20 protein-coding genes and 1 tRNA gene are annotated in these 26,269 nt (G+C 44.3%); 13 read left to right on the top strand and 8 right to left on the bottom strand.

From position 1 onward, the window contains the following. Positions 1-2 precede the first annotated feature (2 nt). Positions 3-851, bottom strand: a complete 849-nt coding sequence (locus tag ACTD55_RS00545; RefSeq protein WP_438862345.1) for a tetratricopeptide repeat protein — start codon at positions 849-851, stop codon at positions 3-5. A 166-nt stretch (positions 852-1,017) separates the two neighbouring features. Here ACTD55_RS00545 and ACTD55_RS00540 point away from each other — a divergent pair. Further along, positions 1,018-1,104: transfer RNA gene (locus ACTD55_RS00540), tRNA-Leu, on the top strand. A gap of 49 nt (positions 1,105-1,153) precedes the next feature. Here the strand turns inward: ACTD55_RS00540 and ACTD55_RS00535 are convergent. Next, complete coding sequence (locus ACTD55_RS00535; RefSeq protein WP_438862344.1) at positions 1,154-1,588, bottom strand: YbaN family protein; 435 nt, start codon at positions 1,586-1,588, stop codon at positions 1,154-1,156. A gap of 131 nt (positions 1,589-1,719) precedes the next feature. Between ACTD55_RS00535 and ACTD55_RS00530 the strand changes: the two genes are divergently transcribed. The 3 genes from ACTD55_RS00530 (at position 1,720) to ACTD55_RS00520 (ending at position 4,266) form a co-directional block, all read left to right on the top strand. Then, complete coding sequence (locus tag ACTD55_RS00530; RefSeq protein ID WP_438862343.1) at positions 1,720-2,175, top strand: Lrp/AsnC family transcriptional regulator; 456 nt, start codon at positions 1,720-1,722, stop codon at positions 2,173-2,175. A gap of 128 nt (positions 2,176-2,303) precedes the next feature. Then, on the top strand, positions 2,304-3,800 hold the full coding sequence (locus ACTD55_RS00525) for an aminotransferase class V-fold PLP-dependent enzyme (RefSeq protein WP_438862342.1): 1,497 nt from the start codon (positions 2,304-2,306) through the stop codon (positions 3,798-3,800). Between the two features lie 58 nt (positions 3,801-3,858). After that, positions 3,859-4,266 (top strand): methylglyoxal synthase, encoded by a 408-nt coding sequence (locus tag ACTD55_RS00520; protein WP_438862341.1) that lies wholly within the window; start codon positions 3,859-3,861, stop codon positions 4,264-4,266. A gap of 163 nt (positions 4,267-4,429) precedes the next feature. On the opposite strand, the gene ACTD55_RS00515 is transcribed toward ACTD55_RS00520, so the two are convergent. Further along, positions 4,430-6,079 (bottom strand): amidohydrolase, encoded by a 1,650-nt coding sequence (locus tag ACTD55_RS00515; protein ID WP_438862340.1) that lies wholly within the window; start codon positions 6,077-6,079, stop codon positions 4,430-4,432. A gap of 99 nt (positions 6,080-6,178) precedes the next feature. On the opposite strand from ACTD55_RS00515, the gene ACTD55_RS00510 reads away from it, so the two are divergent. Both ACTD55_RS00510 and ACTD55_RS00505 read left to right on the top strand, forming a co-directional pair. Beyond that, positions 6,179-6,802, top strand: coding sequence for a peptidylprolyl isomerase (locus ACTD55_RS00510; RefSeq protein WP_438862339.1), 624 nt, complete (start codon positions 6,179-6,181; stop codon positions 6,800-6,802). A gap of 19 nt (positions 6,803-6,821) precedes the next feature. Continuing rightward, the gene (locus ACTD55_RS00505) at positions 6,822-7,697 is read left to right on the top strand and encodes an EamA family transporter (protein ID WP_438862338.1); all 876 of its coding nucleotides are present in this window, start codon (positions 6,822-6,824) and stop codon (positions 7,695-7,697) included. Between the two features lie 48 nt (positions 7,698-7,745). Here the strand turns inward: ACTD55_RS00505 and ACTD55_RS00500 are convergent, their stop codons facing one another. Both ACTD55_RS00500 and ACTD55_RS00495 read right to left on the bottom strand, forming a co-directional pair. Continuing rightward, positions 7,746-9,020 (bottom strand): sugar MFS transporter, encoded by a 1,275-nt coding sequence (locus ACTD55_RS00500; RefSeq protein WP_438862337.1) that lies wholly within the window; start codon positions 9,018-9,020, stop codon positions 7,746-7,748. Positions 9,021-9,080: 60 nt separating this feature from the next. Further along, a complete protein-coding gene (locus ACTD55_RS00495) occupies positions 9,081-9,632 on the bottom strand; it encodes a gluconokinase (RefSeq protein ID WP_438862336.1) in 552 nt (183 codons plus the stop codon). Between the two features lie 153 nt (positions 9,633-9,785). Between ACTD55_RS00495 and bglX the strand changes: the two genes are divergently transcribed. Beyond that, a complete protein-coding gene (bglX, locus tag ACTD55_RS00490; RefSeq protein ID WP_438862335.1) occupies positions 9,786-12,059 on the top strand; it encodes a beta-glucosidase BglX in 2,274 nt (757 codons plus the stop codon). Here bglX and ACTD55_RS00485 read toward each other — a convergent pair. Then, entirely contained in the window at positions 12,030-12,596 is a 567-nt protein-coding gene (locus ACTD55_RS00485) for a hypothetical protein (protein ID WP_438862334.1), read from the bottom strand. The genes bglX and ACTD55_RS00485 overlap by 30 nt on opposite strands. A gap of 495 nt (positions 12,597-13,091) precedes the next feature. Here ACTD55_RS00485 and ACTD55_RS00480 point away from each other — a divergent pair, with 495 nt between their 5' ends. Beyond that, positions 13,092-14,258, top strand: coding sequence for an endo-1,4-beta-xylanase (locus ACTD55_RS00480; protein ID WP_438862333.1), 1,167 nt, complete (start codon positions 13,092-13,094; stop codon positions 14,256-14,258). A 76-nt stretch (positions 14,259-14,334) separates the two neighbouring features. On the opposite strand, the gene ACTD55_RS00475 is transcribed toward ACTD55_RS00480, so the two are convergent. After that, entirely contained in the window at positions 14,335-15,330 is a 996-nt protein-coding gene (locus ACTD55_RS00475) for an aldo/keto reductase (RefSeq protein ID WP_438862332.1), read from the bottom strand. A 90-nt stretch (positions 15,331-15,420) separates the two neighbouring features. Further along, positions 15,421-18,525 (bottom strand): glycoside hydrolase family 3 N-terminal domain-containing protein, encoded by a 3,105-nt coding sequence (locus ACTD55_RS00470; protein WP_438862331.1) that lies wholly within the window; start codon positions 18,523-18,525, stop codon positions 15,421-15,423. Positions 18,526-18,997: 472 nt separating this feature from the next. Between ACTD55_RS00470 and ACTD55_RS00465 the strand changes: the two genes are divergently transcribed. The 5 genes from ACTD55_RS00465 (at position 18,998) to ACTD55_RS00445 (ending at position 26,229) form a co-directional block, all read left to right on the top strand. Next, positions 18,998-22,075, top strand: a complete 3,078-nt coding sequence (locus ACTD55_RS00465; RefSeq protein WP_438862330.1) for a TonB-dependent receptor — start codon at positions 18,998-19,000, stop codon at positions 22,073-22,075. 146 nt (positions 22,076-22,221) lie between these two features. Continuing rightward, positions 22,222-22,959 carry a SapC family protein gene (locus tag ACTD55_RS00460; RefSeq protein ID WP_438862329.1) on the top strand — a complete coding sequence of 246 codons (738 nt, stop codon included), beginning with the start codon at positions 22,222-22,224 and terminating at the stop codon, positions 22,957-22,959. A gap of 24 nt (positions 22,960-22,983) precedes the next feature. Continuing rightward, a complete protein-coding gene (locus ACTD55_RS00455; RefSeq protein WP_438862328.1) occupies positions 22,984-24,021 on the top strand; it encodes a cupin-like domain-containing protein in 1,038 nt (345 codons plus the stop codon). Positions 24,022-24,025: 4 nt separating this feature from the next. Next, positions 24,026-25,525, top strand: a complete 1,500-nt coding sequence (locus ACTD55_RS00450) for a tryptophan halogenase family protein (protein ID WP_438862327.1) — start codon at positions 24,026-24,028, stop codon at positions 25,523-25,525. 2 nt (positions 25,526-25,527) lie between these two features. Next, positions 25,528-26,229 (top strand): DUF6445 family protein, encoded by a 702-nt coding sequence (locus ACTD55_RS00445; RefSeq protein ID WP_438862326.1) that lies wholly within the window; start codon positions 25,528-25,530, stop codon positions 26,227-26,229. Positions 26,230-26,269: the final 40 nt, after the last annotated feature.

Raw genomic sequence — 26,269 nt, 5'->3', positions numbered from 1 at the left:
AACTAATATAAAAGTGCGTAAATCTTTCTGCGGTACAGACTGGCCAGCGGATCGCCGGCAGGTAATGCATTAATGGTGTCCAATGCGAATTTTTTGGCATCACCGAAGCTCAGATCTTTTTTCAATACCTGAAATAGCAGTTCAAGTGCTTCTTCATTCCGTTTGGCTTGTTGTAATTGGACTGCCAGTTTGACTTTTAACTCGAAATTATCCGGATCGTTGGCCAGCTCTGCTTGCAACGCTTGAATTTCGGGAGTATCGGCGGCTTGTTCGGCCAATTCTATTGAGCCCAGTAAACGCTGATAATTATGATCCTGATCGACTAAACCGATGGTTTCCAACAAGTTTTTAGCCGGTGCAACATGGCCTTGCTGAATATAGATATCTGCCAATAAATACTTAATATCCGCTCTGTCACTATTCAGATCATAGGCCTGTTTAGCCAACACCGCTGCACGTTCCAAGTCACCGGTAAGCATGACCTGATTAGCTTGTGTGAGTAATGCCTCTTCTGGTTTGGGCAAATGCTTATTCAGCAATTCCCTCAGGTCATTTTCAGTTTGAGGACCTACAGCGCCATCAATAGGTTGACCGGCTTTAACCAACATCACGGTAGGTAAACTGCGTACACCAAATTGCTGTACCACCTCAGGTTGTTGCTGACAGTTAACCCTTGCCAGAATCAAGTCCTGACTATACTCAGCGGCTAATCTGGCCAGTATCAAGGCCATTTGTTCACATTGTTCAACACCGTCTTGCCAAAACTCAACGGCAATTAACTTATGTTGAGAGTCTTCCAGCATAACTTGCTGAAAATTTTCTAAATTAATTTCAACTATATTGGTTTGCATAAATGACTTATTACTTTTATTTCGATGACTTGCAGCAATAACTTGGGGCGAATGTGTTCAATTACAAGCTATTCTATTAAGAATTCAACGATATAGCTTTTTATTAGCAAATTTTATCGGTCGGGCTTTTCAATTCAGTTTAACCAGTATAGAATCCACGCCTCTTGCAGATGTGGTGGAATTGGTAGACACGCTAGCTTCAGGTGCTAGTGGCCTAACGGTCGTGGGAGTTCAAGTCTCCCCATCTGCACCAGTTTTATCTTTTCATCTCAATCAACTGTCATCACCCCAATCCCTTTTAATTATTCATAACTGTTTCTGCTATGTGGCGTTGGTCTTCGCCAAATCCAAACTGCGACCAATATAAACACGATACTTATTGTGCACTTTAGGTAGAGATGGTGATCCATCAGCCAAAAAATAATGCCACTGAAGAACATCATGACGGAGGAAAGTATTTTCGCTTTAGTAGGGATTGCCCCATAAGCACGCCATTGTCTGATCGGTTCACCAAAATCAGCATGATTCAATAACCAAATTTCCAGTGCTGGCCAGCCTTTACTGCCTGCCCATGCCGCTAAAATCATAAAAGGAACGGTAGGCAATCCCGGTAATGGAATTCCAATCAACCCCAAAATAAGTGCGCTAATAGCCAGCAAACGCCACAATATTCTGCTTACTCCGCACACTGATGTCGCTCCCCACCAATTAAACCCATTTTTAATTTTCTGATCCATGACATCATATCACTAAATTATTCCCCTCAAGACTTGGCTTTATGGCATATTCCCCTTAATCTCGATATTCACCTGATATGACTCTAATCGACTGATACCGATTATTTTTAATCCATTTACTGCGGAACACTATGGACTCGATTGATAAACAAATTCTACAAACACTCCAAACCGATGCTCGACTGTCAGTGGCCGAAGTCGCCGAGCGGGTCGGCCTATCCAAGACCGCGTGTTGGCGACGAATGCAAAAACTGGAAGAAGACGGAATTGTGCTAGGCAGTGTCACCTTGCTCAATAAAGATAAACTCAATCTGGGCTTATCGGTGTTTATCTCGATTAAAACGAATCAACACAATAGTGACTGGTATGAGAAATTTTGTTCTATTGTTAGTGACATTGCCGAAGTCATTGGTGTGTATCGGATGAGTGGCGAACTGGATTATTTATTACATGCAGTAGTGCCGGATATGCGTGGCTATGATCAATTGTATAAACGGCTAATTGAAGCGGATTTACATGATGTCAGTGCTAGCTTTGTCATGGAAACCATTAAAAGTACCACTCAACTTCCTCTGGCGCACTTGTAGTGAATAAAGATAATTATCGAACCATTAAAACTAATAAAAAACAATAAATAGAAACAAAATACCAATTAATTTACTTTTATCGGAATTTAATTCACAATAGCCATTAATTTAATTATTGGGTTGTTGTCATGTCTAGTCAAAAACATTTTAAGCGCTTTCGGCCACATATTATTGGTCAATCGTTAAGCCACGACATTTCCGGGCAACAACGCGATGTACTCTATGCGGATTGGACTGCCAGTGGCCGACTTTATCGTCCGATAGAACGCTTTATCACTGATTATCTGGGGCCCTATGTAGCCAATACCCATACCGAAACAAATCTCACCGGTACGACCATGACTAGCGCTTACCATGATGCACAAAAAATTATTAAGCAGCATGTCAACGCCAATCAGGACGATATACTAATCAGCAGCGGATCAGGCATGACCACCGTTATTAACAAGCTGCAACGAATACTCGGATTACGTATCGCAGAAAAATGGCAAGATCGCATCCATATCGACGATAGCGACAAGCCGGTAGTGTTTATTACTCATATGGAACATCATTCCAATCAAACGACATGGAATACCTGTGAAGTGACTGTAGAAGTGATTAAACCGAATCAGCAGGGACTACCGGATTTGGACCACCTGCAACAATTGCTGACCCGTTATTCCGAACGCCGATTAAAAATCGGTTCGTTTACTGCTTGTAGCAACGTTACCGGGATCAAGACAGACTATCATCAGTTGGCCAGAATCATGCACCAGCACGATGGCATCTGCTTTGTTGATTTTGCCTGTTCAGCGCCCTATGTGGATATCGATATGCATCCACAAGATCCTGATGCTCGTCTGGATGCGATTTTCTTTTCGCCACATAAATTTCTGGGTGGACCTGGTAGTAGCGGCATTATGCTATTTAATCGTAAGCTGTATACCAATAAAGTTCCGGATCAACCTGGAGGCGGCACCGTCAGCTGGACTAATCCTTGGGGAAAACAGGGCTTTTTTGACGATATTGAAGTCCGCGAAGATGGTGGAACCCCCGGTTTCTTGCAAACCATCAAGGCCGCGTTGGCGATTAAGCTAAAAGAAGAAATGGGTACTCGACACATCGCCCAGCGGGAACAGCAATTAGTCGATATTCTGATGAACGGCCTGGATCAGATACCCAATGTCGTGATGCTGGAGCCTAAAGTGCGAGAACGCTTGTGCATTGTGTCATTCTATATTCCCGATGTGCATTACAACCTGATTGTGCGCTTGTTGAATGATCGATTTGGTATTCAGACTCGGGGAGGCTGTTCATGCGCGGGCACTTATGGTCACATTCTGTTAAATGTCAGTGAGTCCAAATCGCAGAATATCACCAATAAAATCGATAGTGGCGATCTCACCGATAAGCCCGGTTGGATCAGGGTATCATTGCATCCTAGCAGCACCGATCAGGAAGCACGTCAGATTGTGGATGCCATTAAACAGATTGCAGAAAATATCCAGCAATGGCAGCAGGATTACCAATTCGATCCCTGCCGTGGCGATTTTATTAGTCAGCATGCCAATACAAAATTACATAAACTGGATACGTTTGAGCCCTGCCCGAAAGCCAGTTTCCTAAGTAGATTATCTTTCTAAACTCTGCTTCAATATTGCCCATTCACACAGTTTGCTAGTTTTATTGAAGGGTTAACACATGCAGAAAACCATCGCTTTGGTCGCCCACGATCATAAGAAAAAAGATTTAATTGACTGGGCAGTGACCCATAAAAGCCGATTACAGGGGCATAAATTGGTCGCAACGGGCACCACTGGTGGATTGGTTGCAGACGCCCTACAACTGCCAGTTCATCGCTATAAAAGTGGCCCATTAGGTGGCGACCAGCAAATTGGCGCGTTGATTTCCGAAGGTGGTTTGGATGCCTTAGTGTTTTTCTGGGATCCGCTGAATCCAGCCCCCCATGATCCTGATGTTAAAGCATTATTACGGTTATGCTCGGTGTGGAATATTCCGGTAGCCTGTAATCGCGCCAGTGCCGATTTAATGTTTGGTATCGAATCGCTGGAAAATATGCAATATAAACGCGAAATCCCAGTTTATTAAACAGGCAAATGCCATATTCAGCGCTGAGAATATAAACCCCGAACGTCACCAGAAGCGAAAAAGCGTTCCCCTATCCGTAAGTGGGAGCGCCAATATATCAATCCAACTTCATTCTTTTCCTTTGTGCATCCGGTATCACCATGATCATAACTGGGCAGCAGGTTTAAAACTGCTGCTCGCCCGCTATCCAGGTTTGTAATACTTTGGTTTTCCAGATGTCCTGTTCTGGTATGGCAAATATATCGCGGTCTACCACAATAAAATCAGCCCACTGACCTTGGCTCAAGCTGCCTATTTTATCTTCCTGAAAGGCAGCATAAGCGGCATCTGCGGTAAAAGCCCGCAGTGCTTGTTCACGTGTCATCTTCTGCTCTGGTAGCCAACCGTTTTTGGGTTGATTATTGCGATCCTGACGGGTCACCGCGGCATGCAATCCAAAAAATGGATTGGCTAATTCCACCGGAAAATCCGAACCTCCGGCCACAATAGTGCCTTGGGCTAACATACTGTGCCACGCATAAGCGCCTTTTAGTCGTTCTTCACCCAATCGGTCTGCGGCCATATTTTTATCACTGGTGGCATGCGTGGGCTGCATTGAGGCAATTAATTTAAGTTGCTTAAATCGGGGAATATCGGCCGGATTGACTATTTGTGCGTGTTCAATTCGATGACGAAGATCCTTGCCTCCGACTTTTTGGTATGCGGCCTGATATTGGTCGAGTACTATACGGTTAGCTCGATCGCCAATCGCATGCACATTCAACTGGAATCCCCGTTTGATAATCTGTTCGTACAACCGGTTCAAGTCTTGTTCTGAGGTGACCATCAAACCTGTGTTGTCATGATCGTCAGAATAAGGTTCGAGCAATGCCGCACCTCGACTGCCCAACGCTCCGTCGGCCACCAGTTTTACGCTTCGAATAGACAGTAAATCCTGATCGTCTTGAACAAACCCTTTTTCCAACATGGATAATAAATTGCTATCCCAGCCGCCAATCATGGCGTAGATACGCATTTTTAATTTATTATTTGCCACTTGATGCTGATAAAAATCATAGACATCCTGTTCAATACCGGCGTCATGGATTGACGTCAGACCTAGTGCTAACAAATGGGATTGCGCTGCTTCAAAGGCCAAATTAAAACTATTGGCATCATATTGGGGTAAGGCTTCACGCATCAATTGCATAGCATTATCAATCAGTATACCGGTAGGCTTACCATCTTTATCCCGCAAAATCTGCCCACCGGGCGGATCGATAGTACTGGCGTCAATCCCCGCCATTTTGAGCGCCAGACTATTAGCCCAACCAGCATGGCCATCGACTCGTTCCAACCAGACAGGACGATTCTGAATAAATTCATCCAGATCAGTGGCATTAGGAAAATCATTTTCTGGCCAAAGGACCTGATTCCAGCCTCCACCTCGAACCCAATCCAAATCCGGATTTTGTTTGGCAAATGATGCCACCGCCTTAACCGTTGCCAGTTTGCTGCGAATATCCCGGACATCCGCTTCCAACAGGCTATAGCCTAACCCCATAAAATGCCCATGGGCATCAATCAGTCCGGGTAAGACGGCTTTGCCATCTAAATCAATCAATTTGGCATCGGGATAATGTTGCTTAATGGCATTGTTCCCCACCTCAAGGACTTTGCCGTTTTCTACCGCTAATGCCTCAAAATGGCGCAAGGCTTTATTTTGATCAAAACCATAACCATTCGCGTTATACCATAGTGTCACATCAGCCCAGCTTGGTATTGCTACGATTAGCAAAGCCACCATGGCGATAAGTTGTCTGCAGTTATTCATATTGATCCTTATTTGTCGGCCGTTCAGGTTATTTATCCTCGCCAACAATGGGTTAAATCGTTAAGCTAAATTAATCGCCAATTCACTATAGTCAACAAGGTGTTAACTTTGAAAACATTGAAAAAGATATTCTGTTTAATCACCACGCTTGGATTACTGATCACCAGTTCATTGTCTCAAGCTGCCAATACAACACTGATCATGCAAACGGAATTGGGGAATATCGAAATAGCACTTTACAGTGATCAAGCGCCAATTAGCAGCGCTAATTTTCTGCGTTATGTGCAAGCCAACGGCTTTGATGGCGGAGAGTTTTACCGGGTCGTGCGTCTGGATAATGATAACGGCACCCCAAAAATTGAGGTGATTCAAGGCGGGGCTAATCCTGAGTTTACCGACTATCCGCCCATTCCTTTAGAAACCACCAAAGCCACTGGTATTAAACATTTGGATGGTACTATTTCAATGGCCCGTGATACACCAGATAGCGCCACCTCAGCCTTTTTTATCTGCATTGGGGAACAACCTTCGCTGGATTTTGGCGGGCAACGCAATAAAGATGGCCAAGGCTTTGCCGCATTTGGACGAGTGACTAAAGGAATGGATATTGTCAGAAAAATCCATCAAATTCGTGATGCGGCCAAAACAGATGAAGACTATACCCAAGGGCAAATATTGCAGCATCCGGTCAAGATACTCAGTGTAAAAGAGTCGCGCGATTAAGCCACTTAGCGACCTTAATATGAGCTGGATATTTTTTACCCTACTGGCAGCGTTTATGCAGTCATGGCGCAATGCGTTTCAAAGCCGCCTGGGCCAAGAAGTGAAAGTCACTGGGGTAACCTTAGCCCGCTTTCTATGGGCTAGTCCTATTGCGGGGCTTTATCTGTGTGTGTTGTATTTCTGGCGACCCGTCGACGCACCGGTTTTTACTCCCACTTTTACTGGTTTTATTGTTGGTGCAGCTCTAATGCAAATTATTGCAACTGCATTAATGGTGCAGTTATTTAAAATGAATAACTACGCCATCGGCGCAGGATTAGCCAAGAGCGAGGCACTGGTAGCGGCAGTATTGGGTATGCTGTTCTTTGGTACAACCCTATCTTTACTAGGTTGGCTCGGCGTTATTATTGGCGGGGTAGCCGTTTTTTTAATGAGTGCCAAAAGCGGTTTTCGCAGTTTGTCTCTTACCACGGTTGTATTAGGTCTGGCGTGTGGAAGCAGTTTTGCTCTAACCTCATTATGGGTTCGTGAAGCCAGTTTAGCCTTAGGACTTCCATTTCCCCATAGCGCCGCCTGGGTATTGTTGTTAGTACTGAGTTTACAAACACTTATATTAATCATGTTTTTACTGCTGCGTGATCGCGACAGTCTAAAAGCCTTGTGGCAACGTCCCAAACTCACCTTGTTAACCAGTATAGCCAGTTGCGTAGGCTCGATTGGTTGGTTTAGTGCCATGTCGTTGCAAGCGGTTCCGTATGTCAAAACCCTCGGTCAAGTTGAAGTGTTTTTTACCATGTTAATTTCGGCATTCTGGCTACGGCAACGTTTACAGATAAAAGATGCACTCGGCTTAGTATTAATCGCGATTGCGGCGATTATGGTGATGTGGAGTTGATAACAATATCGGGTAGCAGAACTACCCGATAAGTCATCGCCAAGGATTTTAGTTTGAACGGATTTTACTACCCACAAAACCGTACCATGCGATATATAAGTAACAGATAACCGGCAAGATAAAGCTAAACTGTAAACCTTGGCTATCAGCAAGTAACCCTTGTAGCGACGGGATAATTGCCCCGCCAACAATGGCAACACAAAGCAAGCCCGACCCAACACTGGCTAACGGGCCGAGTTTTTCAATTGCTAAACTAAAAATAGTCGGGAACATAACCGAGTTAAATAATCCTACCGCCAGAATTGACCACATAGCCGCCGTCCCAGAGGTATTCATTGCCACCAGAACCAATGCCATTACCGCAACCCCGTTAAAGGTTAATACCACACGAGGAGATATTTTAGTCATTACCGCAGCCCCGATAAATCGCCCTACCATGGCTCCGCCCCAGTAATAACTGACTAACGCAGCAGCTTCTTTCTCGGCTAATCCGGCAATGGATGGCTCAGCAAAAAAACTAACCAAAAAGCTACCGATAGCCACTTCACCACCCACATAAACAAAAATGGCGATCACTCCAAATAGCAAATGCTTGTGTTTTAACGCTTCGCGAATACCACCGACCACTTCAGTTTGTTGTGGTTCTTCTATCACCGGTAGATTCAAACGAGAGAAAATAATCGCCAAGACAAACAAAGCCGTTGCAAGAATTATATAAGGCAACTGTACCGACGCCGCTTGAGTGGCGTTATAAGTGGCGAGCTCTTCGGCTGACATCACGGCTAAATCGGCCGCAGATAAGGTAGCAACGGAGAAAATCAGCAAAGCCCCAAACCAGGGGGCGATAGTAGTGCCTAATGAATTAAAGGCTTGAGTTAATGTTAATCGACTTGATGCAGTGCGAACCGGTCCTAAACGAGTAACATAAGGATTAGCTGCCACCTGCAAAACAGTGATACCGGAAGCCAGAATAAACAAGGCTAATAAAAACACCCCATACTGTTGCATTGCGGCGGCTGGATAAAACATCAAACATCCTACTCCCGCCACGGTCAAACCAGTGACAATACCTTTCTGATAGCCCACTTTTTTCACATAAGTACCGGCCGGATAAGACACCACTGCATAGGCACCAAAGAAGGCAAAATTAACTGCCATGGCCTGAAAATAATTCAGATCGAAAACAATTTTTAGATGGGGGATCAGAATGTCATTTAAGCAGGTAATAAATCCCCACATAAAAAACAAACTGGTCAATATAAATAATGGAACGGTGTAATTTTTTTGATCATTATGCTCAACAGCTGTTGCGGTATTTTCCATAATTAACTCTTATAATAATTTAAAAAGAAAGCGCTTACATTGCGCCATTTAAACACAGATTTACGCCAGCGTGGCGATCCACTCTGTTATTTTTTGTTCTGCCTGCTGCAAAACGCTATCCATAGTTCCATTAAGTTCAACAGCTATCACATCTGTTTCCCCTAATGGTGACTCCAAACTATCAAACTGACTTTGCAATAATGCCGCAGGCATATAATGCCCTTGCCGCTGCTGCATCCGTTGCAAAATGATCTGCTGATCACCATGCAAAAAAATAAACATCGTATCAAATGGCAACCCCCGAAACGCATCGCGATGTTCCGCCCGCAATCCTGAATAGGACAAAATACAACTTTGTGCTTGTTTTGCCTGTAACTGCAAATCGTCACACATCCGTGCAATCCAGGGGAGGCGATCATCGTCCGTTAGCGGAATCCCCGCTGCCATTTTGTGTTTGGCTTCGGCCGAATGAAAGTCATCGGCTTCCACATAACGAAACTGCAACTGTTTCGATAACGCTTTAGCCAACGTAGTTTTACCGCTGCCAGACACGCCCATCACAATAATTAACAGTGGTCTAGTCAACTGGCGCACAGACGATAGCAAATTCATTCAAGGGTTCCAATGTAAAAATTGTTAAAAAAGTGTCACAACAGTATAACTATGTTAATCTTTCTGCAACCGTTTTCACCCTTATTAATAAAGGGTTCCAAACAAGTCAAAATACCATTTGAATGGATTGTGATAGAAATTGAGGATTTTATTATGGAACTAGGTTTTACCATTATGCGGCGTTATTTATTCGCTGCCATCGTTATATGTGTGTGTTGTCCCCTGGTGCAAGCACACGCCGAAACAGAACCGCCCATTGAACAAAAAGTGGAGCAACTCCTCAACAAAATGTCCTTGGCCGAAAAAATTGGCCAGACGAATTTGCGTGGCCGTTCCAGCCGCGCAAAAGGCCCACTTCCCGACAGTTTAAAAGCCACGGTTAGAGCCGGTAACGTAGGCGCTTTTTTAAATGTAATGAAACCTGATGAACGGGATGAGTTACAACGCATTGCCGTAGAAGAATCACGTTTAGGTATTCCGTTACTGTTTGGTCGTGATGTAATCCATGGTTTTAAAACCATCTTCCCTATCCCGCTAGGATTAGCCGCCAGCTGGCAACCGGAACTTGCCGAAAGTGGTGCGCGAGTATCCGCTATTGAGGCCACCGAATTAGGAGTTAACTGGACCTTTGCCCCCATGATGGATATTGCCCGCGATCCACGCTGGGGACGGATTGCCGAGTCATTTGGTGAAGATCCGGTTCTCACTTCGGCATTTTCAGTCGCCATGGTTAAAGGCTTCCAAACCGATGATTTAAGTAACCCTACGGCGATGGCGGCAACCGCCAAACACTTGGTCGGTTATGGCGCCGCCGAAGGTGGAAGGGATTACAACACCGCAATGATCCCCGAAGGCGAATTGCGTGATGTATATCTTAAGCCCTTCAAAGCCGCTGCCGATGCAGGTGTGGCATCAATGATGACATCCTTTAATGAACTAAATGGCGTCCCCGCTACCGGCAATAAATTTGTGTTAACTGATATTTTACGTGGCGAATGGCAATATGACGGCATGGTGGTTAGTGATTGGGATTCAGTAATTGAAATGATCGCCCATGGCTATGCTGCCGATAAAAAACAGGCAGCCGAGCGCGCCGCCAATGCTGGCTTAGATATGGAAATGACCAGCGATACTTATGAGCTTTATTTAGCCGAACTAATCAAACAAGGCAAAGTTAACGATGCTCAACTGGATAATCTGGTACGCAATATTCTGCGCATGAAATTCCGCTTAAATTTATTCGACCATCCTCAACGTCGTAAGGTCGAAAAATCCACTATTCTATCCGCCGAACATCGCCAGTTAGCCCAACAAGCCGCGGTACAGTCAGCCATTTTGCTAAAAAATGACGGCGCCCTGCCACTGACATCTCAAGGCAAAATTGCGTTAATCGGCCCCTTAGCCAATGCCGCCCATGAACAAATGGGTACCTGGGTATTTGATGGTCGCGCTGAAAATAACATCACGATGCTGGATGCCATGCAGCAACAGTTAGGCAAACAAAATGTTTTATTTGCCGATGGATTGGCTTACAGCCGGGTGAAAGTACAGGATGGTTTTGCCGCTGCGATTGAAGCAGCTAAACGGGCCGATCGCATTGTATTTGTGGGCGGTGAAGAATCCATTTTATCTGGTGAAGCCCACAGCCGTGCCGATATTAGCTTGCCTGGCGCTCAAGAAGCGCTCATTAAAGAGTTAGCCAAACTGAACAAGCCACTCATTTTGGTAGTCATGGCCGGACGCCCCATAACACTGGGCAATATTATTAATGATGTCGATGCGGTGTTGTTCAACTTTCACCCTGGCACCATGGCAGGCCCGGCCATCAGTGATTTGTTACTGGGTAAGGTTTCCCCGTCGGGTCGGTTACCAGTTACCTTCCCGATAACCGCGGCTCAGGCTCCGATTTATTACAACCATAAAAATACCGGTCGCCCGGCGAATGACAAAGATTATGTGCCAATCGACGATATTCCGGTACAGGCATGGCAAAGCTCGCTGGGTAATGATTCCCACTATCTGGATATTGGCTTTCGTCCTGCCTATCCATTTGGCTACGGTCTGACTTACAGTACGTTTGACTACAGCAATCTTAAACTCGACAAAACCAGTTTGAATATGGATGGAAAACTCCATGCCTCTGCCACTATTACCAACACCGGCAAACGCGAAGCCAGTGAAGTGGTGCAATTGTATATTCAGGATGTGGTGGGGGATGTCACCCGACCAGTACGCGAACTGAAAGACTGGCAAAAAATCACACTACAACCGGGGCAAAGTCAGACAGTGACCTTCACCTTGGGTACTGATCAGTTAGCATTCCACAATATCAGTATGCAAAACGTCACCGAACCCGGCGATTTTAATTTGTGGATTGCGCCCAATGCCGCCAGTGGTTTACAAACCAGCTTCAAAGTTATCGAATAACACCATTATTTCTGCCGCGATAGATGAAGGTTGAGGTTGTGCGCCGAGAACTCGCGTTTTTGTGACCCACATTGAACTCGCAATGTTGTAATTGCTGTTGGTTAAAATGTCTAATTCAAATGAAAGAGATAGCGATGCTAAGGAAGATATTTTAACTGGGAAGGTATTGTTAAAACTGGGAGAGGGTTGCCATGGTGAAGCACCCACTTTTATTTGCGGATAAGCATAGATAACTCTTTTTCCTTCAGGCCAATCCCAAGTCCAACCTTGTTGTTCCTTGCCATCGAATGTTTTTGAAGTTAGACATTGTGAATGGGGGTGATTTTGAGCAGCTCGTTTATTCCAAACATTGTTGTATAGCAAACCATTCTCAGTCGTTATTGACTGAAAATCGTCGCATGATATTACCTTAGCCGACGACACTTCCTCTTCGATTTTCTCAATATCAATTGAGCTGTTGTTGCACGATATAAGCAGCAGCGCAGGTATTAATATCAATAAATGGGTTCTCATATTGCCCTTAACGGTGGATGCCAAGGCCAAATTAACCGGCCAAAAATAGTTGGTTAAAATTAGCGACGAATGAGCAAAACCAAGTGTTTTTTCTGGTTAGGTTTTAGTTGCCACAAAACTCTCCTCAAACCTACCAGTTTATTACAGGAACTGCCGACTAAATCCTACGCCATTTCCTAATTTAATTTTTTACTTTACCTAACTTTTCTTTGTAAAAACAAGGTTGTAGCATTTTTGTTTTGGTCAACACGAGAATGGGCTTTACCTACCAATGCCAGCGCGTACTCATATAATCAAGGGATTACGTTATCGCCTAGTTTTACCCACGTCTGTTTAAATCTTGATTATTACCTTTTTTCCATCAATATTTTAGTTGCTACCCCGATTTAACACGCGGATGTTTACGATCACATATATTTAACAATTTCTTTTAGGCGTTACTTTATTTAGCAACCCCACAGACGCGGATTTGAATGTTGTTATACTCCGCGCAGAGATAATCACAATGAGAATTACATCGTGTTAAAACAGACTAGATTCAGTACAAAACTAATTGGTACAGCGCTACTGTCGCTGGCCATGATGAGTGGCTGTGCCACAGAACAACTTTCCCATAATGGCCCTTCACTTAAAGATGCCTATGCCGGTAAATTTTTAATTGGTGCCACCTTAAATGACGGGATGGTGGCTGACCCTTCATCAATTAAAATGCAAATTGTTAAACAGCATTTTTCTGCTGCGACGATGGATAATGCCATGAAGTGGGGCCCCTTTAACCCACAACCAGGGGTGTACCATTTTGAAGCCCCAGATAACTTCGTTAAGTTTACCTCTGAACAAGGCATTAACGCCGTCGGTCATGTCTTGTTTTGGCACAGCCAAACCCCTGACTGGGTATTTAAAGATGACAATGGCAACTTGCTCAGTCGTGATGCGCTGTTAAAACGGATGCGCGAACGAGCCAAACTAATGGCTAGCCGCTATGGTGATAAAATCAAAATTTGGGATGTGGTTAACGAAGCCATTGAAGATGATGGCAGCCTGCGCAAATCACTGTATAACCAAATTATTGGTGATGACTTTATTGAGCAAGCCTTCCTTATTGCTGCCGACGAATTACCGGCCGATGCCGTTAAGCTATACAATGATTACGGTATGACCCGTCCGGGGCGCGTCGCCACCGTGATTAAGATGGTGAACGATTTTAAAGCGCGCGGCATCCCAATTGATGGTATTGGTGTGCAGGGACATTGGGATATGACAAGCCCCACTTTGGATGAAATCGACCAAAACCTGAGCGCGCTAGCCGCGACCGGATTACCCCTACACATCACCGAACTGGATATCGATTTTCTGGGCCGCTCACAGTTTTTTGGTGCCGCGGGCGCCAACGTGGATCTGCAAAAACGCATCGCCACACCAGAAAATAATCCCTATCCAGACGGTAACTTCCCTGCCAGTGCCGATGCCGCGTTAGGTGATCGTTATGCGGCTATTTTTAAGCTGTTCCTGAAACACCACAAAGAGATAGATCGTATTACCTTTTGGGGCGTGACAGACGGTGACTCATGGTTAAATGGCTGGCCGGTTGCTGGACGCACCAACTACCCCTTGCTGTTTAATCGCGATGGTAGCGCCAAACAGGCATTACAAAAAGTGATTGAGGTCGGATTAGCCGCCCAATAATCATTAATCACTATTCCTGCATAAAAAAACCGCAATTAATTGCGGTTTTTTTATTTTAACGACAAGGCGTTAAATGTTATTTAAGAATTAAATCAATTTCTCTTACTTCATCATCCGTCAGCGATAAATTGCTTTGCGCTGCAGCAATATCCTCGATTTGGCTAACTTTGCTAGCACCAATAATTACCGACGCCACTGAAGGCTGACGATGGATCCAGCAAATCGCTAACTGGGCCATGGTCTGGCCACGGGCTTCAGCAATTTTATTTAGCTTAATCACTTTATCGACTTTTTCCTGGGTGATCTGATCTTCAGATAAAAACTGGTTATTCTTATCTGCGGCACGAGAATCGGCAGGAATGCCATTTAAGTATTTATTGGTCAATAAGCCCTGCGCCAACGGAGAAAAAGGGATACAACCGATGCCCTGTTGTTCAAGCTCTGTGTGCAAACCATCTTCTTCGGTCCAGCGATCAAACATCGAATAGCGGGGTTGGTGGATCAAACAAGGCGTACCTAACTCTTTTAAAATGGCAACGGCCTGGCGAGTTTGTATCGCGTTATAGTTAGATAAACCAATATACAGCGCTTTACCACTGCGCACGATACTGTCCAGTGCGCCCATGGTTTCTTCCAATGGTGTATGCGGATCAGGACGATGGGAATAGAATATATCTACATAATCCAGATTCATCCGTTTCAGACTTTGATTCAGACTAGCAATTAAATATTTACGGGATCCCCATTCACCATAAGGGCCATCCCACATCAAATAACCGGCTTTACTGGAGATAATCATCTCGTCACGGTGAGCTTTTAAATGTTGATGGAATATCTTGCCAAAGTTTGTTTCAGCGGTGCCTGGAGGTGGACCGTAATTATTGGCCAAATCAAAATGGGTAATCCCCAGATCAAACGCGCGCAGGATCATTTTCTCGGCCACATCATAAGGCGCTTCATCACCAAAGTTATGCCATAGGCCAAGGGAAATAAAAGGTAACAATAATCCACTGTTACCACAGCGCTTATAAACCATTTCATCGTATCGGGTACTGGCTGCTTGATAACTCATAATGTCTCTCATTTGGTGTGATAAAACGCTGATTCTAACAAAGAACCAGCGCTTGGTAAGGGTTGTCTTATGTAAGTTTTTTACGACTCTTTACGGATAGGTCAATCCATAGCCATATTCAAACAGTGGGTGGTAGTCTTTATCGCCCACATTAATCGGAATTTGCTCCAGATTAACTGGCCAGCTGACTCCCAATTTGCCGCCCATGGGGTGATCACCAAACAATACATCAGCGACACCAGCGCCTTCGGTACCCGGCAACCAGGCGGCTACCAACGCATTCCAATCAGGTAATTGCTCACTGATTAGCAATGGACGGCCAGAAACCAATACTACGACAAACGGCACTCCGCTGGCTTTCACATTTTCAATAGTAGCTAAATCTTCAGCGGATAAGGTCAACGGCTGACAATATTGACATGGCTGCACGTTATAATCCCCCCAGCCTTCGGCATAAGGATTTTCCCCCACTACCACAATGGCCACATCACTGCTTTGTGCGCCTTGACCATCTTTGGCATAAGTTACGTCGCCCGCCAATGCCTGAATGCCTTGTAAAATGGTAGTACCTTGATTGCTAGATTGTTTTTCGCCTTGCCACTGGATACTCCACCCACCCGATTGCAAACCGATATTATCGGCATGGCTACCAGCGACAAATATCCTGGCTGTTTTGCTCAGAGGCAACAGATTGTTTTCGTTTTTCAGCATCACCAGTGATTCGGCTACCGCTTCACGAGCTACCGCACGGTGCTCTGGCGTACCTACGGCTAATTTCGCCGGAATGGTGCGATCTGCGGTATAAGGACGATCAAACAGACCTAAATTAAATTTAGCCGTGAGAATACGGCGTACCGCATCATCGATTCGGCTTAACGGCACTTCACCATCATTCACCGCTGCCGTTAAGTCGGTTATAAATTCTTTCCAGAATTCCGGCTCCATGGCCATATCCAAACCGGCATTAATTGAACGGACAATTCGTTCGCGATTAGTTTCACCCTGCACTTCTTCAATGGCTTGCCAATCTGATACCACAAAGCCATCAAAGCCCAACTCATTTTTAAGCATGTTGTTTAGTAGCTGGTTTTCATGCATTTTCAATCCATTGACGCTGCTATAGGAGTACATCACCGATGCCACCCCAGCTTTGAATGCCGGTAAATAGGGCGCAATATGGATTTTACGAAGCTCATCCATGCTAACGCGGGTATCACCGCGGTCGATGATATATTCGTGATCACCAGTGCCGTATGTGGTTCCTCCATCACCGACCCAGTGTTTGGCAGTCGCAATCATCTGACCCGAGGCTTGCGAGCCAGTCACATAAGGTCCGGCATAAGATTCACCAATTTCAGGATCTTCACCATAACATTCATAGGCTCGCCCCCAACGTTCATCGCGACTAACACATAATGCGGGTCCAAAATTCCAGTGCACCCCAAAAGCCGTGGTTTCTGCAGCAGTAATTCGGCCAATTTTTTCCATCAATTCAGGGTTACGCATGGCGCCCAAACCGACGTTATGCGGGAACAGGGTGGTATTTTTACCATTACCGTGCCCATGTACGGCATCGGTACCATAAATAAACGGAATGGCTAAACGGGTGGACAAGGCAGCGTGTTGATAGGCATCAATCATATCGCGCCAGTCTTGCGGCGTATTATCGCCCGGCACCGACCCACCGCCGTTTAAGATGGATCCTAAAAAGTAGTTTTTCACATCTTCCGGGGTGGCATGATTGCGCTCAGCCTGAGTCATTTGACCAATTTTTTCAGCCAACGTCATTTGGCTAAGTAACGCCTCTACCTTATCTGCAGTAGAAGGTTGATGAGTCAGTGCTTCCATTTGCGCTGCGTGCTTGGCGATGACTGCCAACGTAGAACTATCCTGATCAAAAACGGAATTTAAGCCCTGTGGCTCCTGTGGCGGATCACCAAAGAACGGATCACCACTTTGCCAAATAAAATCATCGCGCTGGGTGCGGGCTTCACCGCTCCATGCCCAAAAGTTGGTGCCACCAATATTGGCACCGGATTGGCCGGCCTGATACCACTGGTTAAATATTTCGCTAAAAAATTTATCTCGCCATTGAGTGGTGGATGATGGCCGATAATCGCCGTTATCCCGCTCAATGCCAAATTCTTCCATGACCACCGGCTTGTTAAGTTGTGCCGCATACTGAATATGTTTAGCTACATAAGCTTGCGCTTTGGTGACCGCCGATTGGTAAGTGGCTTCAGGATGATTAATATCAAACCAGCTCCAGTTTTTAGGCCACATATGGAAAGTAATATAATCGATAGCAGGCAGATTATGGGCACGCAGATAAATGTCTTCATCTTGCAACGTACCCATGACGCCTTCACTGCCAGTGGTAACTAATTGATGGGGAGCAAGTTGATGAATAAACGTAGCAGTATTGTCCACCCACTGAATAAACGCGTCGGTATTAGCCTGACCGTCAGCATCGCTACCCGGACGAGGCTCATTGGCTAATTCCCACGTCATAATGGCAGGATCATTACTGTATTTGACGCCAGAGATGGAATTGGTTCGCCCCACCACTGTCTTGATAACCTGTTGGTAGACTTTTTGTGCTTCGGGCATACGATAGAATTTTGCCGAATTTTGCATAAAGCCATTCCAGTCACCCGTGACATCGGGATCCACTACTGGCTGTGCGGTTTGCCATGCCACATATTGCGACATCCCACCGGACCATTGCCAAAAGTTATTCAAAAACAAAATGGCTTTCATATCCCGTTTAGCCAATTCGACTAGCAAAAAGTCCAGCCCCTGCAATAATGACTCATCGAGTTGACCGGCTTCGCTTTGAATAGCTGGATTCAGCGCCATTTTTAGCTCACTGGCCTCGGATACCGCAAGTACTCTTAAATTAGTAATGCCATTGGCTTTTAGTACATCCAGTTCTCTAATTAACTGTTGACGATCTCCCGGATGTCTTTCGGCACCTAAATAACCGGCATGCCAAAAATTAGCTCCGGCAAAGTAATAAGGGCGATGATTTAGTTCAAATTTGCCATGTTTAACCGACACAAAATCATCAGCTTGAACGCTGACGGGATCGGTGTTAATCGAGGTCGTTGAATTTGGCTCATTAGGTTGACTACAACTTGTTAACAAAAACAGTCCTAAACAGAGAGCCTGAATGTAAGCCATTTTTGGTTTCATTTTATCCATGCCTTTTTAATAGCTATTTTCGATAGCCGCCGAGTATATGTGACAGAACCATCAAATGTAACCGTTTACAGTCTTTAAATTCAAATTCTCCAGAAATTGCCGATTTTTTTCTAAAAGCGTTATCAAAATTAAACCATGCAACCCCAGATTATTCGGGATTTACGTTAAAGCCAAGATGAAAACGTTTGTAAAAATGAAATGAAAACGTTTGCAAAATGTTGTCATTGTGTTAAAAATAACAATGTGAAAACGTTTTTTTGCAACATAATCTCAACCTAGTTGTGTCTAAAATCGTTTTCATACAATTAAGCGAATGTTGTATCCAGTGCATAAAATACAGCGAGTTTAATTGTTTACGTCGACCAAAAATGACAAGTGTCTTTGATTTAATAAGTAAAAGCATTCATTCACACTCGCATTGTAGTTTTGGCTCAATTAGAAAAGACAAGACGGACAACAACAAATGAATACACACAAAAAATTTAACAAATCATTACTCTCTACCAGCATCTCACTGATGCTAGGTGGTGCAGTCATAGCCCCGGCTATGGCACAAGAAGCAGATTCAGCAGCAGGTGCCGATGTAGAAGTTATTCAAGTAAAAGGTATCCGTGGCAGTTTGGCCGCAGCAACCGCGATTAAACGTGAATCGATGGGTGTAGTAGATGCCATTTCTGCTGAAGATATTGGTAAATTCCCTGATACCAACCTAGCGGAATCCTTACAACGTATCACCGGTGTTTCCATCAGCCGTACCAACGGTGAAGGTTCAGAAGTCACCGTGCGTGGTTTTGGTGCGGGTAATAACATGGTGACCTTAAATGGTCGTACCATGCCAGCAGCAACGACTTACGGTGCAGGTTCAGGTGCTGATGGTACCACGCGTGGCGGTAGCACACGTGCGTTTGATTTCGGTAACCTAGCTTCTGAAGGTATTAAAGGAGTTGAAGTATATAAAACCGGTAAAGCCAATATTGCGACGGGGGGTATCGGTGCAACGATTAACGTGCTCACCGCCAAACCATTAGATAAAGATGGCTTTGTCGCTTCAGCAGGTGTTAAAGCCGTACACGATACCACTAATCGTACTGGTGATGATGTTACTCCAGAACTAGCTGGTTTAGTCAGCTATGCCAACGATGATTCTACCTTCGGTATTAGCTTGTCAGCCAGTCATCAAGGTCGTGATTCCGGTTATACTGGTGCCACCGTGAATGATTGGAATATTGATTACTGGGATGATATTGCCGATCCGGACAGATTGTGGAATAACAACACAACCGCAACATATCTTAATGCGCCAGATCAAGGTCAGCTTTATGCTCGTCCAAACGATATTCGCTATGCTTATTCCAATACCCAGCGCGTTCGTGATAACGCACAATTAACCGTACAATTCCGCCCAATGGAAAACTTGACGGGTACCGTAGATTACACTTTTGCTGAAAACAACATCAAAGAACTACGTGGTGAAATCACGAACTGGCTTCAAACCGGTGGTGCAACTGATACGGTCGAGTTTGATGATTCAGCGGTAAAAACACCTATTTATATCTCTGAAAACTACGATCCAGGTGCAGTAGATGAAGGATATGAGCAACAGTGGCGTGAACAAACTAACACGTTGAAATCTTTAGGTCTTAACCTTGATTATCGGGTAAATGATCGTTTATCACTAACCTTGGATGCACATGATTCCGAAATGTACAGCCGTGGTACTGGTCCACGTAATACTGGTGAACTGGCGGTAGGTTTAGGTGCTCCTATTGTCGAATCACGTGAATGGTGGTGGGGAGCAGATTTGCCCACTTACTTAAACGTGTATGATGATGCAACACCTGGCAAAGGCGCCAACGCCAATGGTCAAGTAGATCCAGGCGATGTGGGTTCATCCATTGCCCGTTTACGTAATGCCGGTCAAAAAACCGAAATTACTCAAGTTAAAATCGATGGTAGCTACGAGTTTGATGATGGTCGTTTTGACTTTGGTGTTGAAACCCGCGATATGGAATCTCATACTTACCAAACCGCTGGTAATAACATTGCCATGGGTAACTGGAACGTCGGTAATCCCGGTGAGTTCGGTGACTTGATTCAGCCTTTCGATTTACCTAACGAGTTTGATGACTATTCAACCCACTCAGGCGGTTACGGCTTTATTGCTGATCCTCGTGAGCTATATGATGCGGGTTTAAATCTGTATCCGGGTATCCCTACCGCATCTGAAACAGCATTATCTACTGATAATATAGTAAAAGAGAAAACTCAAGCAGCTTACTTCCAGATTGCGTTATATGGTGAGCTAGGCGGTATGCCTTTTGATGTGTTAACCGGTCTGCGATATGAAAAAACCGATGTTGATTCCAGCTCATTAGTGAATACTACCTACTTTAGTTGGGAAGATAACAACGATATTGTTCCTTACGTTGATGGTAGTATTCCAGCAACTCCAGCTTACGCTTCAAATAGCTACGACAATGTATTGCCTAGCTTAGACTTTACATTGCATGTAACTGATGAAGTCATTGGCCGTTTCTCATTCAGCAAAACCATTTCACGCGCTGGATTAGGTAACTTGGGTGTATCAGCTTCAAACTTTGGTGGTGGTGGTGGTTCTACCCTGCTTGGTGCGCAACCTACGGCTAGTGCATCTAACCCAGGATTATTGCCACTTGAGTCTTCTAACTACGATTTCTCACTTGAATGGTATTACGATGATTACAGCTACATATCTGCAGGTATCTTCCAGAAAAACGTAATCAACTTTATTGGTAGCAAACAAGTTGATCAAACCATACTGGATATTCGTGATGTAACTGCCGGTCCACGAGCTTTAGCTGCAGCACAGGATGTACAAGATGCTGGTTTTGCACTGGATGATACTTATTTATATGCCATGATGGTGTTTAATGAGTATAAAGATACACCAGATATGATTGCTGAATATGGGCCTAACCCAACCTTCACTGGTGATCAAACCCAAATTGACTTTTTAGCCAACCATGCTGGATTTGATTTGCGTGCCAACGGTGATGATCCACTAATCACCTTCCGTACCGATACACCGGATAACAACCGTGAAGCAAAATTGTATGGTGCTGAATTTGCCATCCAACACTTCTTCGGTGATAGCGGTTTTGGTGTATCAGCTAACTACACATTAGTGCGTGGTGATGTTGGTTTCGATAACGAAGGGGATCCAGACGTATCGCAATTTGCTCTAGTTGGTTTGAGTGATACCGCTAACTTGGTAGCCATGTATGAAAAAGATGGCTTGCAAGCACGTATCGCCTATAACTGGCGTGATGAGTATCTGAATGCAATCAACAAGGGGGGTTCTAATAACCCTGAGTATATTGAAGCGTATTATCAGATTGATGCTAACGTCAGCTACGAAATCACTGAGAACCTGACTGTTTTCGCAGAAGGTTTGAATATTACCGGTGAAAATAGCCGTTCACATGCCCGTAATAGCACTCAGTTGTGGTACTTAACTGACTTAGGTGCACGTTACCAGGTAGGTGCACGTTATACTTTCTAATCAAGACTTAGGTCTCGTTAGTCAGTAACGTGATAACTCAATTAAAAGCCGCTGTCATCAGCGGCTTTTCTTTGTAATACTTTTTAGTATTAACTTAACCTTTGCGTTAACCTAGCCCAAAAACAATATTAAAAACGGTATCCTTAATGACTCAACACGCTTTACTCAATAATATTCAGCATCAAAATACTAAAGTTATCACCCAATACAGCGCTGAGTACGGCGACAATATTACTAGCGTAATGGCTTTCCCTACTGAATTTGTTGAATTACAAAAAGAATATCCAATCCTGTTCCGGCAAGATGAAGAAAGTAAAAAACTTCAGGCCGTCGCATTATTGGGCATCCAGCAATCCGAAAATTTATATTTGGATGAATCACTCGACTCCGGTTGGGCCGCCCACTATATTCCCTCAGCCCTAGCACGAGGCCCCTTTCTGATTGGCTTCCAAACTCAGCAAGATAATGGGGAACAGCAAAAAGTGCCGGTTATCCACATTGATATGGATCATCCCAAGGTCAATGAGCAGCGAGGTAAAGCCATTTTTTTAGAACATGGTGGTAATAGTCCTTATTTGGAGCATATATCGACCTTACTCAATGTAATGCATCAGGGCATGACGATTAGTGACGCTATGTTTGCAGCATTTAATGAATACGAACTCATTGAGTCGGTTAATATTGAGTTCGAGCTAAACAACGGTGAAAAACACCGTCTTGTGGGTAACTACACAATTGATGAGAGTAGACTTCAGTCTCTTAATGCCGAACAGTTGGCCAAATTACATCAGGCCGGATTTCTACAACTAGCCTTTGCTGTAGTGGCTTCGATGAGCAATATAAGACGTTTAATTGAAACCAAAAATCAGAAGCTAAATCGCTAACACTATTCTTGACTAAATTGAATAATGACATCCATTAAAAGCAAAACTAAAGTAGTTGAAAACGCCAGTCAGGGGCAATGTCTCCAAGAGGTGATTGCTGAGGCCAAGCCAGCAATACTTAAAGGCTTGGTTAAGCACTGGCCATTAGTTCAATTAGGCAAGCAGTCACCCCATAATGTGGTGGATTATTTAAAACAACATTATAATGGAGCGCCCTCTTTTGGCTATTTTGGCAAGCCGGAACTCAAAGGCCGTTTTTTTTACGATGAGCGCGTCACTCGACTTAATTACGACAATAAACAAGTTCAAATAGATGAATTTTTGGATCTCATTCTCGATACACTAACGGAGCCTGAACCGCCCTCCTACTATATCGCTTCCAATGTGATCGACAGTCACTTTCCTCAACTAAGAGCCGAGAATGATATTGATATCCCGCGGCCTGAGGCTGAATTTCCAGTAGAATCGATTCGTGCCAGTATCTGGATTGGTAATCGCACTACAGCATGCTGTCATTATGATGCTTCAGATAACATTGCCTGTTGTGTAGTGGGTCAACGTCGTTTCACTTTGTTTCCACCTGATCAGATAGGCAACCTGTATCCTGGACCGCTACATCTCACCCCCGGTGGACAAGCACTCAGTATGGTGGACTTTGCTAATCCGGATTTAAATACCTATCCGCATTTTTCCGAAGCGATAGCTAATGGGCAAGTCGCTGAATTAGAGCCAGGAGATGCGTTGTATTTACCCGCAATGTGGTGGCATCAAGTGGAGAGCTTAAGCTCCTTCAATACCCTGATTAATTACTGGTGGAGTGAATCTCCCCGCTATACCGGTGCTGCGATGAATGTGCTGTACCACGCCATGTTAAGTTTACGGGATAAACCTGAGCACGAACGACAAGCGTGGAAACATATATTCGATTATTACATTTTTTCCGATGATAAAACCCGTGCAGCACAACATTTGCCTGAACAAGCACAAGGCTTTCTAGGCAAACTTGATCCAAATAAAACCCGCGCATTACGTGCTATGTTGTTAAATAAATTAAATCGATAAATAAGTGAGTCGAGCATTGCAAAATCATCAAGTTAAAAAAGTTGTGATTGCCGGTGGCGGCACCGCTGGTTGGGTCGCGGCAGCAGCGTTATCCAAAAAACTTGGCCCCTTTATTGATGTCGTACTAGTGGAATCTGATCAAATCGGTACGGTGGGTGTGGGAGAGGCTACAATCCCGCCAATGCGTATTTTTCATTCCTTGTTGGGCATCGATGAACAAGAGTTTATGCGGGCGACCGAAGCGGTTTTTAAATTAGGTATCTCATTTAAAAACTGGGGGCAAATTGGCGATCATTATCTCCATCCCTTTGGTACAACCGGACAAGGTAGTTATCTGGCTGATTTTCAACATTTCTGGTTACATGGAAAAAGTCGTGGTATTGAACATGATTTCGATCAATATAGTTTGGAAATTCAAGCTGCCAAGGCGAATAAATTTGCCACTTCTAAAACCGGTGCAATTAATTTTGCCTATCATTTAGATGCCACCCGTTATGCTCAATTTTTGCGAACATTCAGTGAAAAAAACGGTGCCACAAGAATTGAAGGCAAGATCCAACACGTCCATCAACATGCCAACGGTGATATTAGCGGGTTACAGCTCGAATCCGGCGAACTGATCGAAGGTGATTTATTTATTGATTGCACCGGTTTTAGAGGGTTATTAATTGATCAAACCTTGAAAACCGACTATGAAGATTGGTCACACTGGCTACCTTGTGACAGCGCCATTGCCGTGCAAACCGAATCGGTGGTTCCCCCCGTCCCTTATGTCACTTGTACCGCGCATCACGCAGGCTGGCAATGGCATATCCCACTGCAACACAGGGTAGGTAATGGCAATGTATTTTGTAGTCAATTTATGTCCGATGACGATGCTAAACAGCATTTACTCAACAATATTGAAGGTAAAGTACTAACCGATCCTCGTGTCATCAAATATAAAACTGGTCGACGCAAACAATTTTGGAATAAAAACTGTATTGCTTTAGGTTTATCCAGTGGTTTTGTCGAGCCCCTTGAATCCACCAGTATTTATCTGTTTATGAACGGTATCGTCAGGTTGATGAGAATGTTTCCGTTTCACGGCATTACCCAGTCAGCCATGGATGAATATAACCAGCAGTCTATTGCAGAACTTGAAAACGTACGAGACTTTATTATTTTGCATTACCATGTCACACAGCGTGAAGACAGTGAGTTTTGGCGCTACTGCAAAAATATGTCTATTCCTGACACACTATCCCATCGGATTGAATTATTTAAACACAATGCCTTGGCATTTCAGGATGAAAGGGAATTGTTTAGGCTTGAATCATGGACGCACGTGATGCTGGGTCAGGGCATAAAACCTGAATCGTACCACCCCATGTTCAGCACGATGTCGGATGAAGAGTTAATGGCACATCTGGGTCATATTCGCAGCAGTATTACTAATGCCGTTAGCAAACTGCCTCCCCATGCAACGTTCGTTCAACAATACTGTCAGGCTAAAGGTAATTGATCATGCAATTGCGTGTGAATCCCGATAGGCATGTACGTGAGGAATTTTATGGCCAGGAGCGTTTGCCTATTATCGTCATTGACAACTTAATTGACAATGCCGAGCACATGATTGAGCATGCCAGCCTGCAAAATTTTGTGGCGAATTCACCGTTATATCCGGGAATTCGAGCTCCAGCTCCAGCCAGCTTTCAGCGTTTATTACTTGATGAAGTGGAACAACACCAGCAGCACTTCTTCGGTACACAGCAACATCACTTTAACTTGTCGGTTTGCCATTATTCTTTAGTCACTACAGTCCCTTCCAAGCTTAAGTTGTTGCAACGAATTCCTCACTTTGACGCGGTAGATCCTCACGCCCTGGCAGCAGTGTTTTATTTATTTAAAGGAAATTGGGGCGGGACGTCATTTTATCGCCATCGTAAAACCGGCTACGAATATATCGACGAATCTAGACGTATTAATTATTTTCGATCCCTTGAACAAGAAAACGATGGTCCTAATATACCCACTACTGCCGATGGTTATATTAATGGGAATACACCTTTATATGAGCGTATTGCCGAACAGCAAGGGATTTTCAACCGAATGATTATTTATCGTCGTAATGCACTGCATTCAGGGGCGATTCCTGAAAATTTTAATTTTGATCCTAATCCCGCTAACGGTCGGTTAACCATCAGTAGTTTTATTGATGGCACCTAACGCTTGAATCCAATAATTAATCAACCGTAATTTTTACAAG

The sequence above is a fragment of the Neptunicella sp. genome (genome assembly GCF_048268085.1).
In the GTDB taxonomy this organism is placed as follows: domain Bacteria; phylum Pseudomonadota; class Gammaproteobacteria; order Enterobacterales; family Alteromonadaceae; genus Neptunicella.
This window is presented reverse-complemented; position numbering and strand designations above follow the sequence as displayed.

Bases quoted from the DNA above. Each gene is read 5' to 3' on its own strand.
- ACTD55_RS00545 (WP_438862345.1), bottom strand. From the start codon at position 851: ATGCAAACCAATATAGTTGAAATTAATTTAGAAAATTTTCAGCAAGTT.
- ACTD55_RS00535 (WP_438862344.1), bottom strand. From the start codon at position 1,588: ATGGATCAGAAAATTAAAAATGGGTTTAATTGGTGGGGAGCGACATCA.
- ACTD55_RS00530 (WP_438862343.1), top strand. From the start codon at position 1,720: ATGGACTCGATTGATAAACAAATTCTACAAACACTCCAAACCGATGCT.
- ACTD55_RS00525 (WP_438862342.1), top strand. From the start codon at position 2,304: ATGTCTAGTCAAAAACATTTTAAGCGCTTTCGGCCACATATTATTGGT.
- ACTD55_RS00520 (WP_438862341.1), top strand. From the start codon at position 3,859: ATGCAGAAAACCATCGCTTTGGTCGCCCACGATCATAAGAAAAAAGAT.
- ACTD55_RS00515 (WP_438862340.1), bottom strand. From the start codon at position 6,079: ATGAATAACTGCAGACAACTTATCGCCATGGTGGCTTTGCTAATCGTA.
- ACTD55_RS00505 (WP_438862338.1), top strand. From the start codon at position 6,822: ATGAGCTGGATATTTTTTACCCTACTGGCAGCGTTTATGCAGTCATGG.
- ACTD55_RS00500 (WP_438862337.1), bottom strand. From the start codon at position 9,020: ATGGAAAATACCGCAACAGCTGTTGAGCATAATGATCAAAAAAATTAC.
- ACTD55_RS00495 (WP_438862336.1), bottom strand. From the start codon at position 9,632: ATGAATTTGCTATCGTCTGTGCGCCAGTTGACTAGACCACTGTTAATT.
- bglX (WP_438862335.1), top strand. From the start codon at position 9,786: ATGGAACTAGGTTTTACCATTATGCGGCGTTATTTATTCGCTGCCATC.
- ACTD55_RS00475 (WP_438862332.1), bottom strand. From the start codon at position 15,330: ATGAGTTATCAAGCAGCCAGTACCCGATACGATGAAATGGTTTATAAG.
- ACTD55_RS00470 (WP_438862331.1), bottom strand. From the start codon at position 18,525: ATGAAACCAAAAATGGCTTACATTCAGGCTCTCTGTTTAGGACTGTTT.
- ACTD55_RS00465 (WP_438862330.1), top strand. From the start codon at position 18,998: ATGAATACACACAAAAAATTTAACAAATCATTACTCTCTACCAGCATC.
- ACTD55_RS00460 (WP_438862329.1), top strand. From the start codon at position 22,222: ATGACTCAACACGCTTTACTCAATAATATTCAGCATCAAAATACTAAA.
- ACTD55_RS00455 (WP_438862328.1), top strand. From the start codon at position 22,984: ATGACATCCATTAAAAGCAAAACTAAAGTAGTTGAAAACGCCAGTCAG.
- ACTD55_RS00445 (WP_438862326.1), top strand. From the start codon at position 25,528: ATGCAATTGCGTGTGAATCCCGATAGGCATGTACGTGAGGAATTTTAT.